This window comes from Ochrobactrum chromiisoli, assembly GCF_026241335.1.
GTDB lineage: Bacteria > Pseudomonadota > Alphaproteobacteria > Rhizobiales > Rhizobiaceae > Brucella > Brucella chromiisoli.
This window is the reverse complement of record NZ_JAPHAV010000001.1, coordinates 1,077,595-1,093,795: the sequence shown is the minus strand read 5'-3', so window position 1 is coordinate 1,093,795 and position 16,201 is coordinate 1,077,595. Positions and strand designations below refer to the sequence as shown.

Sequence of the window (16,201 nt, the reverse complement as noted above, 5' to 3'; positions counted from 1 at the left end):
GCAATTTCTGAAGGCCGGGTCGAGGAAGCGATGCAAAAGCTTGCTCAAATATTGGAAAGTGGCAAAGCAGATTCTACGATCCAGACGCTCGCTGCGGAATGGATACTGACAGTCGGAATCAAACCGGGAGACGCAAAAGCGTTGCGAAACGGTGCTGCGGCTCTACCGACCGATTGGTACGATATTGCTGAAATGGTTAACCATCTTCGGGACGATGGGACCACATACGCCCATGCTGTCGCTGAGACTGCTATCCGCTTCGGCTATTCGGAGCGGCACGTCCAAAAGTGCTACACCCTATGGAACCAGGCCGATGAGAGCGCCGATTAAGTCAACCGCACGATGTTAGTATGTTTGTGCGGCTGACTTCCAAATGAAAAGAACGCATATTCATTCATACCAAACGAAATGGACTGCATCTCATTAATCCGCCATTTATTCAGTGGATGCACCATACACCCGGCCTCACCAGCCAACTACCAACACGAGGAGAATACAAATGCAAAAGAATATTCGCGTTAAACAGGCCGCTGTCTACCTCGGCCTATCGAAATCCACAATGGACAAGCTGCGCCACTTCGGCGGAGGACCACGCTACTTCAAGCTCGGCCGCACCATCATTTACGATGTGGCTGACTTGGACGCATGGCGCAACGAGCGTGCTGCTACTTCCACATGGCAGGCTGCGAATAACAACTTAAGTGGCACGTCGTTGGCCCATTCGCTCCGCTCGGCATAAGCACCGCCCTGCACTAATTCAACCACCAACACCAACCAAAACCACCATGCGCGATCCGCGCCACGGATTCGCGCGCTTATACGAGGAGAATAGAATGAAGCCAACCGAAGACCACAAAATCCCTGATGGATTGTACCGTATGGAATTTACAGCGGGTGAGAGACGAGGGTTGATATATTCCAATCTTCACGCTCACGTAATTGATGGCCCTGAGGCTGGTAAATTCTGCGGGGAAATAGTGTCTCGTTGTTATGTGAGGACTAGCAATGATATCGACGCAACCGCCATTCGCATGAAAACAGATGCGTACGTAGAATTATTTGGGATTAAAAAAGTCGGTAAAGAGATCAGCCACGAAGAATTTTTATTCCGACCATTCTTTGCGGACATCCGTGAGGGCAGGATTGCCTCAATCGCGACAGCTATCGGGCAACTTGACATTCTTCCCGCTGCTGGCCTCTCAGAACACCCTACATGGTCTTGCGAAGCCGGAACCTACATTTGGAGCACATCCAAGTTTAATAGGAGTGCGGCTTAACCCATGAACATCATTTCGATACGACCGGCGCCATTCGGCGTCGGTGAGAGAACGCTTGCCCTCATCGATGTTGAACTGTCTACCGACTGCCGGATTTACAATCTATCGCTTCGCCGCAATGGCAGTGGTGAATTACGCATTGTGTCTCCCAATTCGCAGGGACGGCATTGCGTTACCTTCTCACCAGAACTTTCATCCAAGATAACTGCCGCAGCTTGGACTGCGCTTAACGGAGGCCGAGCCACCAATGACCGAAATAGCACTTCAGCGTGAAGCGCATTCAGCCTCTGCCATCCGTCAACATGTAGAATTGCTTCATAACGCCGCTAAGGGCGTTGATGGAGTTCTTGTCGTTTCAACTTTCTTCGCGTCTCCTAACCGTGAAGATGACCGACCAGGTACCGTTACGCATCACAACGTGGGTGATGTCGACGGCATGGTCGACGCTATTGAAGCTCACGCCGAAACGCCAGAAGCGAACGTCTATGTTGGTCTGCAGGTGATGCGCAAGGGGTTGGGGCGAGGGAAACGCGGGACTGAATCTGACATAGTTGCTGTGCTTGGCTTAGTTGCAGATATGGACGCAGATACTGGTAAGATCGGCCAGATGCCTTTTGATCCAAGCTTCGTGCTTCAGACTTCTCCTGGCAACAAGCAACCATTCTGGATCTTCGATAAGCCGTTGGCTCCAACAGTTGCAAAACCGATCGCTGCAGCTTTGCGGCGTGCGACAAGCTCTGATTTCGGCACGGCTGATATTAGCCATGTCTGGCGTATTCCGGGTACCCTCAATTGGCCGAACGCCAAAAAGATTGAACGTGGACGCGATAGGGAACCTGCGAAAGTAACCGTCTTACAGGAATGGGACGGGAGTTTTGTAGATACAACGTCTTTCGCGGTGACAGTGGGCGCAGCTGCTGGCGCATTGCCGGCAGAGACGCGTGCTGTCAGCATTGGGGATCTTCCTGATGTCGCGGATATCATTGTTTCAGGTGCAGCGGAAGAACTGTTGCAAGGCGATGGTCAGCCAGATCGTTCGACACACGCTGCACGCGTTGTTGAAAGGCTGTCCTTTGACGGTCACACACCAGAAGAGGCGCTAGCCCTGATAAAGGCGTGTGAGGGCAAGTGGAAAGAACGCTATGCAACTGAAGAACGTCTCGACGCGGATTTTGCTCGGATGTGGGGGAAGTTTGAAAAGCATGATGATGCGCCGACGGTCGATACATCTAAGCTCGAAGCGGGTTCAAAGGCATCGGTGACGCCCGCGAATGATAATTTCCCTGAACCCATCGATATATGGTCGGAAACCACCAGCCCAAGCATGCCGATTAACGTCTTTCCAGAGGTAATAGAAGAGTTCGCTCGTGCGCGTGGCGATCAAATGGGCGTCGACCCTGGCGGTATTGCTATGGCATGCCTGACGATCTGCGCCGCAGCGATACCCGACAACCTTACTTTGAAGATGAAAGTGCACGAAAGCTGGAAGGAGTCGGCCCGGATTTGGACCATGATCGTCGGGGATCCTTCGACACGTAAATCGCCGATCATCAAGGTAGCCAGTGCACCTTTGATGAAAATTGAAGCTGACCTTCAGCAAGATAATCGCTTGGCAATGAAACAGTGGATGGGTTTGTCTAAAGATGAACAAAAAGGACGGTCTAAGCCGATCGAAAAACGCATTGCTACCGAAGATAGCTCTCCGGAAAAGGTGGGTGAAATTTTATCGCACAACGAGAACGGACTCGCTCTGATCGATGATGAACTATCAGGTTGGTTTGCTCGTATGGAAAAATATGCGGGTGCCAAGGGTTCCGGTGCCGATCGAGCGTTTTGGCTTAAATCATTTGGCGGCGGCCACTACTCCGTCGATCGTATTGGACGCGGGTCTATCTGGGTTCCCAACATTTCAATAACGCTCCTTGGTGGTATCCAACCAGATCCGTTAACAAAAATTGCAAAGGACCTAACCGATGATGGCTTATTGCAGCGTATGTTCTGCATCATGCTCGCACCATCCGGTATCGACCGAGATGAGCCTTCGGCAGTTGGAGAAAATGTATACGGCGACTTGATTTCGCGTCTCTATGATCTGCGTACTAAATATATGGCGGGTAAATGCTTTAAATTTAGTGCTGACGCTCAATGTCTCCGCAGTGACTTAGCTGCAAAGCATCATGAGATGGAATTGAATTGGTCGCGCATTAACAAGCGGATTGCTACGCATATCGGAAAGTTTGACGGTTTGTTCGGTCGGCTGGCTCTGCTCATACACATCGTTGAGCATATCTATGACACGGTACTTCCGAATGAAGTGAGTCTGAAAACTGCATGCAAAGCTCAGTCGCTGCTGCACGACTATCTTTTCATGCATGCCATCGCTTTACATTTTAACGTCTTGGGGGCCAGCGATATGCAGGATGCGGTTCTGGATGCGGCAGGGTCTATCCTGACAAATGAACGTCTGCGCGATGTGGTTTCCGTTTCGTCACTTCGAAAATGGAGCACTCGAATGATACGCGAACTGGATGATTGGGAAATGCAACGCGTTATGCAGCGATTAGATGGCTTTTCGTGGCTCGAGCCAAAACAGCTTGAACGGAATGAAAAGTCGCCGCGCTACACCGTGAATCCGCGTGTTCATTCCAAATTCTCTGACAGGGCTGCTCCTATCGCTGCTGAACGTCAGGCAATCCGGGAAGAGATCCAGCGATACGCATCTTAATGACTACTACTTGCGCCACTTTGCCATTGCGTACGAGACAAAATCTAAAATCACTCTCTCTCTTATTAAATTTGGAAAAATCTACTCAGTCATAACGCGCGCAATGCGCAAGTGGCGCAAGTGCCCCCCCCGTTAACACTGCATTTATCAACAGACCGCACCATCACCACAACCACCGGCAACCAAGCCAACCACCACGAGGATGACAAATGACTAATATCGAAAAGAACATCGCTGCTGGTTTGATCGGAGTTTCAGATTTTGAACAGATCGAATTGCGAACCGCCACTGAGAAATGGGCAGAGGACAAAGATCGCCCGACTGTCGAATTCCAGAACTTGGCAGAATTGGCGTTCATCAAGGGCAGCCCATTGAACGACCTCCCTTGCGGTCCTTCCTTCACGACTGCCGCGAATTCCAAGGCATGGATATCAGCCGCGCTGCTCGGCGCGATGTATCAAATCCGGGCGGCATACCATCGCCGCAATAAAGACACCGCAACGCTTGATCGGATGCGGATGATGCGGGAAGAAATTGCGCACCTGACGATATCCGCAAGGGCCGCATGGCGTGCAAGTGACATGAAGGTGCCATTCAGGGAACCGCGTCGTTTTAAATCGAGCGCATACACCCCTGAACCGGTTGAGGGTGAGGTTCGGCAATCCACGACTACGGGTCGTCGTCTTTCATGGGATCAGTTCGAAAAGCTGACAGGTCGAAAGCGTCCTAGATCGGAGGCATCCGCATGAAGGCCGACAACGACAACGCTCCTATTTTCGGACACGCAGGCGCACCCACGAACATCTTTGCAGTGCCTGCAACGCCAGTCAGTAACCCGTACCGCACCAACGCCAAGTGGCTGCGTGATCAATCAGGCAAGCTGATCCGTGACGAAGATGGGTTGCCAGTTCGAGAACCGCGAAAGGTAACTCGCCGTGCAACGGTCGTCGATCCTCGCCGTGAAGCTTGGATGGCTTTGATTGCCGGAACGGATAACAAATACAAAATTGCAAAAACTCTATTGGATGGGAAAGTCATGCCTGAACATTCTCCAGCAGAGCGTGCATTGATGCATGCTCAGGCCGAACACGCCCGTGTATTGCGCGACGCTCAGATTATTGCTGCTGTCGAGCGCATCAACAAGCGGCATGCTGGTCTCGCGGAATCTGCCGCAAACGACAATTTGCAAGGCTGGGAACTCTTGCGCCAGCTTCGCCGGGAGAAACGCCATGACGATGTGGAAGCAGTAGAATTCTATCGCGGTCTTTGCAGCCTTATAGCAAGCCAACCTTTGCGGGGCATCGATTATGGGTATGATGCTAGTGCGGTGAAGGAGTACGCATCCGATACGATGACCACCGACGACATCGACGAAGCTGCTGCCAAGAACTGGCCAACGAATTTCATCCCGGGTGGCGAAATACGATACGGGAGTGTGCGAAAGCGCAGTAGGTCCGATCTTGATTGGGTACATCAACCGAAACGCGCCATGGCTGCCGACGACGACACCAAGGTCAAAGAACGACCTTTTGCCGTGAAGTTCAATGAGAACATCATGATTGCTAAGATCGACATGCGTCCCATTCTTGAAGAACTCAGATCTTCCTTGGGTGTCGGATTGGCACCGTTCGAAGATGCTGTGCTCGGTGGCAAGACATTGACCGAGATAGGAGAAGCGAGGGGCTTTAAAGGCGTGCAGGCATCCGCTGCCGGAAAAGCACTAATCAATGCTGCCATCAATGGTCTGCGCGAAACATGGGATCGCATTAAGCGACGACAGCGTAAGGAAGCACGCCAGGCCATCACGAACATTGATCGTGCTCGTGCTCGTCTGGAACGGCAGAAGCTCCACTTAGCAGCGTGACTTATACGTCAAACCCTCTCCCATTCGTAATGGGGAGAAGAGAATAACAAAACTAAGCCCGGTCATTGCGCCGGGCTTTTTCTATTTCTGAGATCGTCGCCGGTTGCTCATGACCCGCGACGGTACGCTGCTGGGAGTTGTCTCCTCCTCCTCTGCTAGCAGCAAAGAGCCGGTGCAGCGCGATGGTCCGCGCTCCCGGCGACTTACGTCGTCGTTTGTTTCACAGCAAATGGGTAAATGTCTAAATATAGAGTTATCGACCGCTCTGTTAGTTGTTAGTCTAATTCTAGTTGACAGTATCTGAAAGAAAATTGATCGTCCAAGCCAAACGGTTGGGCGAGAATCATGAAGATATATGCTTTTAGAGTGCAGCAAAATGGCAGACGGGCATTGGGGCAGTTACTTGAACTCATCAACAATGCAGACTTAAATGATCGGCATTACATGGGTGATCGCTTTATGCGCTTGGAAGAAGCCGATCAGCGTGAAGGATTTTGGTATGCCGATTTTGCTGCCCCGCGAAATGGCCATGGACCAGGTAGAATGGCGAGAGGCGCCCCCCTCCAGGGCATTCCCTTAGAGGAAGGGCATTCGTTTGGAGAAGATACAGCTATCGCCTTTGATCCGATCTCTGGATACCTAGCGATCCAGTATAATCATTATGGACCGCGATCAATAGGAATAGAAAAGTACCTTTATTCCGCAGACGTTGCATTCGGCGGAGGACAAAGAGCGGATGGTGTTGAAGATCAAGAATTATTTGGTTTTCGATTTGGTGCGGTGCTGAAGCCAGATGCCTATGCTAGGCTGAGAAGGTGGGGAATATATAAATCCATCGAATTTAGTGTGAGCGTCCCAGGAGCACAGGCCGCAGATATGGAAGCGGGACGGAGTTTAACGAGTATTCTCAATGCCCCCCTACCAGAAGGTGTCGAAACGATTACTATCGGACTTCAGGCCAGACCATCACGAGATGGTTCTTTGGGTGATGAAGGGATTCGAGGTTGGTTGAATGAGCTCGAAGTACTCGGCCAAGCCGTTAAGTCTGCTGTTGTTAAAGGTAAGCCAACAGATGAAGATAAGTCTGAAGCCGTGAACTTAGTTAGTGATCGCATTTCCCAAGAAGTGACACTTCCGCTAGCAGCGGGCGCTAGATACGACAGACAAACGCGGTGGGATGCCATAGGTCAAACCTTGCGCACTTGGATCGAAACAGGTCGTGTACCACGGGTGGATCAATGAGCGGTAAGAACATAGAGGCATTTTGGCCTTACATTTTTGCGATCGGGTTCACCATTTTTTGGTGGAAGTACCTAGGGACGACCTTTCCAACGAACGCTTCTGCATTAATCGGTGCAACAGGGACTGTTTCCGCTGTTATTGTTGGTTTTTTGGTAACCGCCAAGGCGATTGTCGTTGGCTTGACCGGAACGCCAGTATTTAAAAAACTAGCAAGCTCGGGATACAAAGGCTTTTTTTATCGATATATTCTTGAAGCAGAGCTTGGCGGATTAACATTGCTCATAGTATCGCTGGTTGGCTTTTTTGTGCTCGATGATAATGGATTTGCTAATCTATTCTATAGAATAATTTGGATATTTACTGCAGTTATTTCGATTTGTTTATTCATACGTGTTGTCTATATTCTTTTTCTTTTTTTGAAAAAGGCGTAATCAGAGATCCTCGGTGATCCAAACTAATATTATCAACGTTTAAACCGTTACATCATGGAAAAAAGTAAACGGGTTCGCCTCTACAGAACCGCCCGCTGGCAACGCATCCGGGAAGCTCAACTGCGAATGCAGCCGCTTTGTGAATGGTGTTTAGAGCGGGAAATTGTTGAACCTGCAAATGAGGTTCATCACGCGATACCGCATCGCGGTAGTGAAAGCATCTTCTGGTCAGGACCATTCATCTCGACATGCAAGCGGTGCCACGCGTCTCGTGGCCAACGTGAAGACCTAGGGCAGACCGTGATCAGATTCGACGCATCAGGGTGGCCGATCGGGTAATCCAGCCCCCCCCGGGGGTGGTTACCGACCGACGGAGGCGCGATAGCGTGGGATCGGTTGTGGGCAAACACGCACGCAAAACCATTTGAAAATATGACCCTGATTTTCGCCGGAGCGGAGCTCGACGGCTGGATATATTTTACACAAAACCTGTGAGGATTCAATGGCTCGACCACGGAATCCCCTCGCTAAAGCCAAGGCGGAGGGGCGCGACAAAACACATCCTACCCGCTTCAAAGATCGCAAGGACGTTAAAGCTGATGGCCCGCTTGGTAATCCTCCCGCCTGGTTGAAGGATACGCCAGAGAGCAAAGCCAAAGCTGCCTGGAAACTGTTTGAGAAAGAACTGCCGTGGCTGAACCAGTCACACCGCATGTTGGTCGGAATGGCCGCAAATATTCAGGGGCGAATGATGGCGGGCCAAGAGGTTGGAGTGCAGGCGATGAACCTGCTGCGTCAGATGCTGGGCCAGATGGGCGCTACGCCTGCGGACGCGACCAAGATTTCAATGCCTGACGAAGAGGATAAGGACGATCTTGTTGACTGATACACCTGCACTTGAGCGTGTCAGCGCTTATGCGCAAGCTGTGCTCGACGGGACTGAAATCGCTGGGCCTCATGTCAGGAATGCATGCCGACGTCACTTTGATGATATCGAACATGGACACGAGCGCGGCCTGTACTGGGATGATGCTAAAGCTCACCGGGCAATGCGCTTTTTTGAAGAGCGCCTGAAACTGAAGGAAGGCCAGTTTGATGGCAAGCCCTTCATTCTGCATGCTTCACAGGCTTTCAAGCTGGGATCGCTATTCGGATGGGTGAAGGAAGACGGCACCCGCCGTTTTCGCCGCGCCTATATCGAAGAGGGCAAAGGCAATGGAAAGTCACCCTTCGCGGGTGGACTTGGTCTACTTGGCTTAATGGCAGATGGTGAATCTGGCGCTCAGATTTATGCTGCCGCTGCTAAGAAAGCTCAGGCGGACATTCTGTTCCATGATGCAGTAAAGATGGCTCAGTCGGCTCCGAAGCTTTCGAAGCGGCTGAAATTCAGCGGCGGTCTCGGTAAAGAGAACAATATCGCGTTCCACGAGAAAGCGTCGTTCTTCCGACCGATTTCGAAGGAAGCCGGTAAAACAGGGTCCGGTCCCAGGCCTCATTTCGCGCTGTGCGATGAGGTGCATGAGCATCCTGACCGCACCGTGATGGAAATGCTGGAGCGCGGTTTTAAGTTTCGGCTGCAGCCGCTTCTTTTCATGATCACAAACAGCGGTTCTGATCGAAATTCAGTGTGCTGGGAAGAGCACCAACATGCTGTTCGAACAGCAGCTGGAACCGAGACGCCTGATGAAGATTTCACTTATGTTGGTGAGGTCTATGACGACACGACGTTTTCTTATGTCTGTTCGTTGGACAAAGACGATGACCCACTTGATGATCCCACATGTTGGAAAAAAGCTAATCCACTTCTCGGCGTAATCCTGACGCAAGAATATCTTGCGGGTGTTGTTTCGCAGGCTCGGCAGATTCCGGGAAAACTGAACGGCATCTTGCGGCTTCATTTCTGCCAATGGACTGATGCCGATCAGGCTTGGATGCCGCGCGATACGGTTGAAGCTGTCATGGATGATTTCGACCCCGAAGAAGAGCATGCTGGTAAGCAACTCTATATCAGTGTCGATTTGTCAGCAGCTCGCGACATGACTGCTTTGGCTTGCGCTGTAAAAACCGGCACGAAGTCAATGCAACGTGAGGATGGATCAACAATCGAACTGCCGACTTTCGATATGTGGATCGAAGCTTGGACGCCTGAAGAAACGTTGAAAGCCCGCGCAGCCGCAGACAATGCGCCTTACGAAACGTGGGTTGATCAAGGTTATCTGAATGCATCGCCCGGCAAGCGAATTCGCTTTGACTTCGTCGCAGCACGGGTGGCTCAGCTTACGCAAGATTTCGACGTTCAAGGAATAGCGTATGACCCTTATGCTTACGACAAGTTCCGCGAGGAGCTTGACGCAATCGGCGTTGAAGTTGAGCAAATACCGCATCCGCAAGGTGGTAAGCGACGATCAAAGGCCAGCGAAAAGAAAATCGAAGCTGCAAAAGCCGCCGGCCTTCCGGAGCCGCAAGGCTTGTGGATGCCGGGATCGGTCACCGAATTGGAAAACGCCATTATCGACGGCCGCGTGCGGCTTCGGCGAAACCCGGTGTTGATGACAGCTTTGATGGGCGCCACGTTTGATCGCGATCCACTCGATAACCGCTGGTTCGTGAAAACCAAAGCTTCCGTCCGCATCGACGCTGCTGTTGCTCTGGCGATGGTGACGGGATTTGCGGCTGACACGCCTCTCGAAAAGCCAAAGCGCCAATATCAAATCATGGTTTTTGGCTGATTTTTCTAAGGAAAATCGATGAATAGAGCTTATTCGGTTCTGAATATCAGGACCGTCAATGAAGACGAACGTCTCATAGAAGGCATTGCTTCAACACCGTCTGCGGATCGCATGGACGATGTTGTCGAGCCTATGGGAGCGAAATTTGCACTCCCGATGCCTCTACTATGGCAGCATAACGCCAATATGCCGGTCGGACACGTCGAGTTTGCAGAGCCGACCGAAAAGGGCATCCCCTTTAAGGCTAGGATTGTAAAGATCGATGAGCCCGGAACACTCAAAGATCGAACGGACGAAGCATGGCAAAGCGTCAAGCTGGGCCTGGTGCGTGCCGTCTCGATTGGGTTCCGATCTCTCAGCTATGAGATCATGAAGACAGGCGGGTTGCGGTTCACTGAATGGGAATGGCTCGAGCTTTCCCTTGTGACAATTCCAGCCAACGCTGACGCAACCATCAACAATATCAAGTCGATCGATAATCAGCAGCGCGCCGCGTCAGGCAAATCCGCTGTTATTGCCGCACGACCCTCCTCGACCGGCGTTTCGGTCAAATCCTCCCCGACAACTCCGAAAAGGAAGTCATCTATGAATATTCAGGAACAAATTAAAGCCTTTGAAGCTACTCGTGCGCAGAAGTCCGCAGCAATGACCGGCCTGATGCAGAAAGCAGCAGAAGACGGCGTTACGTTGGATGCCGATCAGTCCGATGAATATGATGCCCTTGTGGCTGAAGTGAAGTCGATTGACGAGCATTTGGTACGCCTAAAAGACCTAGAGGCTGCGAGTATCGCAGGTGCAACCGACGTGACTGGCGTCAAAACCGTCGACGACGGTAGCAAGGCCCGCGGTGCGGTCCCAGCTTCTGCGAAGAAAGACCTGCCGAAGGGAACTGCATTCACGCGTTATGCGATTGCGCTGGCTCGTTCTAAGGGCAATCTGATGCAGGCTGCGGAAGTTTCCAAGGCTTGGGGCGACACACCTGAAGTTGAGACGGTCCTGCGTGCAGCAGTGTCTGCCGGCACCACAACCGATGCCGAATGGGCAAAGCCGTTGGTCGAATACCAGACAATGGCGAATGAGTTTATTGAACTACTTCGCCCGCAGACGATCGTCGGTCGAATTCCTGGTCTTCGCCGAGTGCCATTCAACATCAATATTCCACGCCAGACTGCTGGTTCATCGGCACAGTGGGTAGGTGAAGGTAAGCCGAAGCCGGTCAGTGAACTGGCATTCGACAATATCAAGCTTGGTTTTGCGAAGCTCGCCGGTATTGTGGTTCTGACGGACGAACTGGTGCGGTTCTCCAATCCTTCTGCGGAAGCGCTGGTGCGTCAGGATCTGGTCAACACCATTGTTCAGACCATGGACAAGGACTTTGTTGATCCAGCTAAGGCTGCTGGTGCGAACGGTGTATCGCCTGCGTCTATCACCAATGGCGTTACGCCAGTCGTGGCGAGCGGTACCACTGCAGATGATGTCCGTGCTGATGTGAAGAAGCTTTTCGGCAACTTCCTTGCCGCCAACATGTCGCTGGCAGGTAGCGTGTGGATTATGACCGAAACGCAGGCTCTCGGCCTTGCGCTTATGTTGAATCCTCTCGGTCAGCCAGAATTCCCAGGCCTGTCGATCAATGGGACTAGCGGCGGAACTTGGTTTGGTCTGCCGGTTGTTCTTTCCGAGAATATCCCTGCCAATGCAGGCACTGGCGATCCTATAGAAGGTGCCGGTTCGCGCATTATTCTCGCCAAGGCCACGGAAATTCTTCTAGCTGACGACGGACAGGTGCTGTTGGATGCATCGCGTGAAGCATCTCTTGAGATGGAAAGCGCGCCCACCAACCCTGTCACGGCATCAACTGTCATGGTGTCGTTGTGGCAGCACAACATGGTCGGCATTCGTGCGGAGCGCTTCATTAACTGGGCTAAGCGTCGAAACGGCGTTGTTCAGTTCATCGATAGTGCCAACTACGGCGGTTAATTGATTGGGGAGCTTCGGCTCCCCTCTCTTTTATCAATGGAGAGACGCTTGAAACTCATTGCATTAAAACCGCTCCGTTACGCGGGTAAATCGCTGTTATCCGGCGATGAATTTGAGGCGTCTGCAAAAGACGCCAAGTTGCTGAAGGCTATCAAGAAGGCCGAAGAAGCAGCTTCTGAGCCTGAGCCTAAACCTCAGGACGTTTCCTCGGTTAAGCCACGATCACGCCGCACCAAAGCTGGAGAATAGTATGAAAGTTTTCGGTTTGTCGATTACGCGGCAAAAGACAGCAAGCCTTGCGCCCGTCGATAACCGAGGCGGCTTGTGGGGCATTATTCGTGAATCATTTACTGGTGCCTGGCAGAAGAATATCGAGGTTAGCACGGATACCGCTGTTACCAATCCGACCCTGTTTCGATGCCTGTCGTTGATTTCATCTGACATCTCGAAAATGCGCATTCGGTATGTGGTAGAGGATAGCAATAATATCTGGTCGGAAGTCGAACATCCTGAAATCAGCCCATTGTTGCGAAACCCTAATCAGTTTCAGAACCGTATCCAGTTCTTTGAATCTTGGATGCTTTCAAAGCTGGCGCACGGCAATACGTACATTTTGAAACGACGATCCACAGCTGGAAAAATCGTATCGCTTTATATTCTCGATCCAAATCGGGTGAAGGTGCTTATTTCAACTGACGGGTCCGTTTATTACCAGCTTCAGCGTGACGATTTAGCCGGGCAGAGTGCCGATAGCGTTACCGTGCCAGCGTCTGAGATCATTCACGATCGCTGGAATACAATTTTTCACCCAATGGTTGGTTTGTCGCCAATCACTGCAGGCGGACTTGCTGCATTGCAGGGCTTACAAATTCAAAAAAGTTCAGCCAAGTTTTTCGGTAACGGCTCAATGCCTGGCGGAATACTGAGCGCACCAGGCGCGATTGATGAGGAAAACGCGAAGCGTCTTAAAGACTTCTGGGAAAATAATTATACCGGCAATAATGCGGGAAAGATCGCTGTCCTTGGTGATAACCTGAAGTACGAGTCCCTCGCGATGAATGCACTCGACTCTCAGCTTATCGAGCAGCTTCGCTGGTCTGCCGAAACTATTTGCTCTGTAATGGGCGTTCCTCCTCACAAAGTCGGAGTTGGCCAAGCGCCGTCGTTCAATAATGTCGAAGCCCTTGATCAGCAATATTATTCCCAGTGCGTCCAAATCCATATCGAGGGCATCGAGCTCTGTTTGGATGGTGGGTTTGATTGCGAAGTTGGAGAGGGAACCGAATTTGACCTTAGTGATCTTTTTCGCATGGATAGTGCAACGCTCATTAAAACAGAAGCGGACGCGGTCAAAGCCGGGATTAAATCACCAAACGAAAGTAGACGCGTTCTCAATCTTCCCCCAGTCGCGGGTGGTGCAACCCCGTATCTACAGCAGCAAAACTATTCTCTCGCGGCGCTTGATAAGCGCGATCAATTGGATGACCCGTTTGCAAAACAAACAACAGCAAGCCCGATTGAACCGCTGCCAGAGCCAGAAGATGAAACAGACAAGCTGATCGCAGCTTTCACCACCAAAGCCGCAGAGGTATTCTCATGATTGATGCGACTAAACTGGCCGATGCGGTTCTTGGAACGCTCAGGGGATATGTCGACGCGGCCTACAGCAAACTGAGTGAGCGACTTGCAGCCATTGAGGCCCGCGACGTCAGAGATGGCCGTGACGGACTGCCGGGAGTTCCGGGTCGCGACGGCGATAATGGCAATGACGGCCTGCACGGCAAGGATGGAGCCGATGGGATTGGCTTCGATGACTTATCTGTTGAGTATGACGGAGAACGTGGCATTACTTTGCGGTTCATTCAGGGTGAACGCGTGAAGGAATTTCCAATCATGCTCCCCATCCCGCTCGACCGAGGCCAGCACAAAGCTGGAGCCGGCTATATTCGCGGCGATGCCGTCACACATGGTGGCTCGTTGTGGATTGCTCAGAAGGCCACCGAAGATAGACCGGGAACGTCAGATGCTTGGCGCTTAGCCGTAAAATGCGGGCGCGATGGTAAAAACGGCAAAGATGGCGAGCGCGGCGAACGCGGCCCAGAAGGTCGCGCTGGCAGTGATCTTACCCAGCTTGGCCTGGACGGTGTCAAATGGTAAAACTCGTCACACTTGAAGCCGTCAAACGACGTCAGCGGATTTTTCACGATGATGATGATACCGATCTCAATGATATGATCGAACAGGCATCAGACATCATTCTGAATTATATCAATAAATCTGACCCAGCATGGAATGATCAAACAGCGCCCCCACTTATTCAGGCGGCGGTTTTGCTTCAGGTCGGTTTTATGTGGGCCAATCGTGGCGATGCTGACCCGCTCTATGCACCGGCAGACGGGTACCTCGATCGACGGATTACCTCGATCCTCTATCGATACCGCAAACCCGTTCTAGCGTGAGGTTATCATGCCCTGGATAAAATTCAGCGGTGACTTCAATCACCGCGTAACTCCGGCTGTCACCGTCGCTTATAAGGCTGGCTGGTCCGGCCTCGTGACTACGCCTTGCGCTGCGGCCGCGATTGCGAGTGGCAAAGCATCTCGTTTGAAAACACCACGCAAAGGTGAATTGCCGAATGTCGAAAACACCCCGGACGCCTAACGCGGCGATGAATGAACGCGTTGTTTTCCAACAGCGCGAAAATGTCAGAGATGAAGGTGGTGGCGTTCGAGGCGAATGGGTCGACAAGTTCGAGGAGCGTGCCCGGCTGCGTCCGCGTCTTGGATCTGAGACTGTCATTGCAGCACGGCTTGAAGGTATTCAGCCCTACACTCTTACAGTGCACTCAAACAGCCGAACGCGCCTTGTTACCCCAGCGTGGCGCATTCGCAACGCGCGGAACGAACGCACCTACAATATCAAATCGATCATGAACCCCGATGAAAGCAACGCCTACATCGAGGCCATGGTGACTGACGAAGGCGGTGGTTGATGGTGCTTCGAGCGAAACTCTTAGGCCGCGTGGAGCTGACGAATAAAATTCGTAAGATCGCTCCTAAGGCGATTGAGAAAATGGATGAAGTCAAGTTGCAGGTTGCTGAAGAAGCAGCCGCATCCATCAAAGCGCGCGCGCCACGTCTATCCGGTGATTACGCAGAAAGCATTCGCGCTGGCCTCCAGTCCGACAATCCTGACAAGATTGTCTTCGGCGCCAGGAAGTCGAAAGATCCGACTGCGGTGGGTGTCTACGCGAATTTCATCTGGCGGTTCATTGAGTTCGGAACCAAAGCAAGCGGTGCTCAGGCTCCGCGTGCTGATCGGCGCTACAAATCTGGCAAGGTGATGACTAAGGGCTCTCAAGCCCATGGCGCGACACCAGCTCAGCCGCATATCTTCCCCGTCTGGCGAGGCATGCGGAAAAAGGCAATGAGCCGCATACGTAACGCCATGAACAAGGGCATTCGGGAGGCTCTGAAAAGTCGATGAGTTCAGCTTCTCTTGAACTGCAAGGTGCAATCGTTTCGCACCTTCTGGCAACACCAGCTTTAACAAGTCTTGTCGGCGAGAACATCTTCGACATGTCACCGCCTGAAGCAATACCGCCTTACGTTGTGATGGGCGATTTTGACGAACATCGGGCCGACGTCACCTGTGCTGGCTCCCGCGTGATTTACGCCACGCTTCACGCGTGGTCGAATTACGGCGGTGGCTTTACCGAGGTGAAGAAAGTTGCAGAGGCCGTTGCAGACGCGCTGCACGATGCTCCTTTGCAGCTTCCGACAAACCGTCTCGTCAGTCTTCATAATCGGCAAACACGAACGTTTCGTGATCTCGACGGCATTCACTCCCATGCGGTGATCGAGCTCACCGCATACGTCGACAAAATCTAATCACCCCAAAAATCAAATCCTCCCAGCCTGCCTTTTCGGCGGGCTTTTTTGTTTTCAAAGGAAATA

19 protein-coding genes are annotated in these 16,201 nt (G+C 51.9%); all 19 read left to right on the top strand.

Going from position 1 to position 16,201, the window contains the following annotated elements; translation table 11 throughout:
* Positions 1-30 precede the first annotated feature (30 nt).
* The 19 genes from OPR82_RS05285 (at position 31) to OPR82_RS05195 (ending at position 16,135) form a co-directional block, all read left to right on the top strand.
* Positions 31-330, top strand: a complete 300-nt coding sequence (locus OPR82_RS05285) for a hypothetical protein (protein WP_265983440.1) — start codon at positions 31-33, stop codon at positions 328-330.
* 169 nt (positions 331-499) lie between these two features.
* On the top strand, positions 500-739 hold the full coding sequence (locus OPR82_RS05280; protein ID WP_265983438.1) for a helix-turn-helix transcriptional regulator: 240 nt from the start codon (positions 500-502) through the stop codon (positions 737-739).
* A gap of 94 nt (positions 740-833) precedes the next feature.
* Positions 834-1,277, top strand: a complete 444-nt coding sequence (locus OPR82_RS05275; RefSeq protein ID WP_265983436.1) for a hypothetical protein — start codon at positions 834-836, stop codon at positions 1,275-1,277.
* 247 nt (positions 1,278-1,524) lie between these two features.
* The gene (locus tag OPR82_RS05270) at positions 1,525-4,002 is read left to right on the top strand and encodes a DUF3987 domain-containing protein (protein ID WP_265983435.1); all 2,478 of its coding nucleotides are present in this window, start codon (positions 1,525-1,527) and stop codon (positions 4,000-4,002) included.
* A gap of 209 nt (positions 4,003-4,211) precedes the next feature.
* Positions 4,212-4,751 carry a hypothetical protein gene (locus tag OPR82_RS05265; protein WP_265983434.1) on the top strand — a complete coding sequence of 180 codons (540 nt, stop codon included), beginning with the start codon at positions 4,212-4,214 and terminating at the stop codon, positions 4,749-4,751.
* The gene (locus OPR82_RS05260) at positions 4,748-5,866 is read left to right on the top strand and encodes a hypothetical protein (protein ID WP_265983432.1); all 1,119 of its coding nucleotides are present in this window, start codon (positions 4,748-4,750) and stop codon (positions 5,864-5,866) included. Before OPR82_RS05265 ends, OPR82_RS05260 begins: the two co-directional genes overlap by 4 nt.
* Before the next feature lie 345 nt (positions 5,867-6,211).
* The gene (locus tag OPR82_RS05255; protein WP_265983431.1) at positions 6,212-7,108 is read left to right on the top strand and encodes a DUF6731 family protein; all 897 of its coding nucleotides are present in this window, start codon (positions 6,212-6,214) and stop codon (positions 7,106-7,108) included.
* Positions 7,105-7,539: a hypothetical protein gene (locus OPR82_RS05250; RefSeq protein WP_265983429.1), complete on the top strand. Its 435-nt coding sequence runs from the start codon at positions 7,105-7,107 to the stop codon at positions 7,537-7,539. Before OPR82_RS05255 ends, OPR82_RS05250 begins: the two co-directional genes overlap by 4 nt.
* Before the next feature lie 502 nt (positions 7,540-8,041).
* A complete protein-coding gene (locus OPR82_RS05245; protein ID WP_265983427.1) occupies positions 8,042-8,425 on the top strand; it encodes a hypothetical protein in 384 nt (127 codons plus the stop codon).
* Complete coding sequence (locus OPR82_RS05240) at positions 8,418-10,268, top strand: terminase large subunit (RefSeq protein WP_265983426.1); 1,851 nt, start codon at positions 8,418-8,420, stop codon at positions 10,266-10,268. The genes OPR82_RS05245 and OPR82_RS05240 overlap by 8 nt, the downstream gene beginning before the upstream one ends.
* Before the next feature lie 18 nt (positions 10,269-10,286).
* On the top strand, positions 10,287-12,245 hold the full coding sequence (locus OPR82_RS05235) for a phage major capsid protein (RefSeq protein ID WP_265983424.1): 1,959 nt from the start codon (positions 10,287-10,289) through the stop codon (positions 12,243-12,245).
* 48 nt (positions 12,246-12,293) lie between these two features.
* Positions 12,294-12,494 (top strand): DUF7210 family protein, encoded by a 201-nt coding sequence (locus tag OPR82_RS05230; protein ID WP_265983423.1) that lies wholly within the window; start codon positions 12,294-12,296, stop codon positions 12,492-12,494.
* A gap of 1 nt (position 12,495) precedes the next feature.
* The gene (locus OPR82_RS05225) at positions 12,496-13,845 is read left to right on the top strand and encodes a phage portal protein (RefSeq protein ID WP_265983422.1); all 1,350 of its coding nucleotides are present in this window, start codon (positions 12,496-12,498) and stop codon (positions 13,843-13,845) included.
* Positions 13,842-14,402 carry a collagen-like domain-containing protein gene (locus OPR82_RS05220; protein WP_265983421.1) on the top strand — a complete coding sequence of 187 codons (561 nt, stop codon included), beginning with the start codon at positions 13,842-13,844 and terminating at the stop codon, positions 14,400-14,402. The genes OPR82_RS05225 and OPR82_RS05220 overlap by 4 nt, the downstream gene beginning before the upstream one ends.
* Positions 14,396-14,704, top strand: a complete 309-nt coding sequence (locus OPR82_RS05215) for a head-tail connector protein (RefSeq protein ID WP_265983420.1) — start codon at positions 14,396-14,398, stop codon at positions 14,702-14,704. The genes OPR82_RS05220 and OPR82_RS05215 overlap by 7 nt, the downstream gene beginning before the upstream one ends.
* 7 nt (positions 14,705-14,711) lie before the next feature.
* Positions 14,712-14,906 carry a hypothetical protein gene (locus tag OPR82_RS05210; protein WP_265983419.1) on the top strand — a complete coding sequence of 65 codons (195 nt, stop codon included), beginning with the start codon at positions 14,712-14,714 and terminating at the stop codon, positions 14,904-14,906.
* The gene (locus OPR82_RS05205; protein ID WP_265983418.1) at positions 14,881-15,237 is read left to right on the top strand and encodes a phage head closure protein; all 357 of its coding nucleotides are present in this window, start codon (positions 14,881-14,883) and stop codon (positions 15,235-15,237) included. The genes OPR82_RS05210 and OPR82_RS05205 overlap by 26 nt, the downstream gene beginning before the upstream one ends.
* The gene (locus OPR82_RS05200; RefSeq protein ID WP_265983417.1) at positions 15,237-15,731 is read left to right on the top strand and encodes an HK97 gp10 family phage protein; all 495 of its coding nucleotides are present in this window, start codon (positions 15,237-15,239) and stop codon (positions 15,729-15,731) included. The genes OPR82_RS05205 and OPR82_RS05200 overlap by 1 nt, the downstream gene beginning before the upstream one ends.
* Entirely contained in the window at positions 15,728-16,135 is a 408-nt protein-coding gene (locus tag OPR82_RS05195) for a DUF3168 domain-containing protein (RefSeq protein WP_265983415.1), read from the top strand. Before OPR82_RS05200 ends, OPR82_RS05195 begins: the two co-directional genes overlap by 4 nt.
* The last annotated feature ends 66 nt before the right edge of the window (positions 16,136-16,201 follow it).

Bases quoted from the DNA above. Each gene is read 5' to 3' on its own strand.
- OPR82_RS05285 (WP_265983440.1), top strand. From the start codon at position 31: ATGCAAAAGCTTGCTCAAATATTGGAAAGTGGCAAAGCAGATTCTACG.
- OPR82_RS05280 (WP_265983438.1), top strand. From the start codon at position 500: ATGCAAAAGAATATTCGCGTTAAACAGGCCGCTGTCTACCTCGGCCTA.
- OPR82_RS05275 (WP_265983436.1), top strand. From the start codon at position 834: ATGAAGCCAACCGAAGACCACAAAATCCCTGATGGATTGTACCGTATG.
- OPR82_RS05270 (WP_265983435.1), top strand. From the start codon at position 1,525: ATGACCGAAATAGCACTTCAGCGTGAAGCGCATTCAGCCTCTGCCATC.
- OPR82_RS05265 (WP_265983434.1), top strand. From the start codon at position 4,212: ATGACTAATATCGAAAAGAACATCGCTGCTGGTTTGATCGGAGTTTCA.
- OPR82_RS05260 (WP_265983432.1), top strand. From the start codon at position 4,748: ATGAAGGCCGACAACGACAACGCTCCTATTTTCGGACACGCAGGCGCA.
- OPR82_RS05255 (WP_265983431.1), top strand. From the start codon at position 6,212: ATGAAGATATATGCTTTTAGAGTGCAGCAAAATGGCAGACGGGCATTG.
- OPR82_RS05250 (WP_265983429.1), top strand. From the start codon at position 7,105: ATGAGCGGTAAGAACATAGAGGCATTTTGGCCTTACATTTTTGCGATC.
- OPR82_RS05245 (WP_265983427.1), top strand. From the start codon at position 8,042: ATGGCTCGACCACGGAATCCCCTCGCTAAAGCCAAGGCGGAGGGGCGC.
- OPR82_RS05235 (WP_265983424.1), top strand. From the start codon at position 10,287: ATGAATAGAGCTTATTCGGTTCTGAATATCAGGACCGTCAATGAAGAC.
- OPR82_RS05225 (WP_265983422.1), top strand. From the start codon at position 12,496: ATGAAAGTTTTCGGTTTGTCGATTACGCGGCAAAAGACAGCAAGCCTT.
- OPR82_RS05220 (WP_265983421.1), top strand. From the start codon at position 13,842: ATGATTGATGCGACTAAACTGGCCGATGCGGTTCTTGGAACGCTCAGG.
- OPR82_RS05215 (WP_265983420.1), top strand. From the start codon at position 14,396: ATGGTAAAACTCGTCACACTTGAAGCCGTCAAACGACGTCAGCGGATT.
- OPR82_RS05210 (WP_265983419.1), top strand. From the start codon at position 14,712: ATGCCCTGGATAAAATTCAGCGGTGACTTCAATCACCGCGTAACTCCG.
- OPR82_RS05205 (WP_265983418.1), top strand. From the start codon at position 14,881: ATGTCGAAAACACCCCGGACGCCTAACGCGGCGATGAATGAACGCGTT.
- OPR82_RS05200 (WP_265983417.1), top strand. From the start codon at position 15,237: ATGGTGCTTCGAGCGAAACTCTTAGGCCGCGTGGAGCTGACGAATAAA.
- OPR82_RS05195 (WP_265983415.1), top strand. From the start codon at position 15,728: ATGAGTTCAGCTTCTCTTGAACTGCAAGGTGCAATCGTTTCGCACCTT.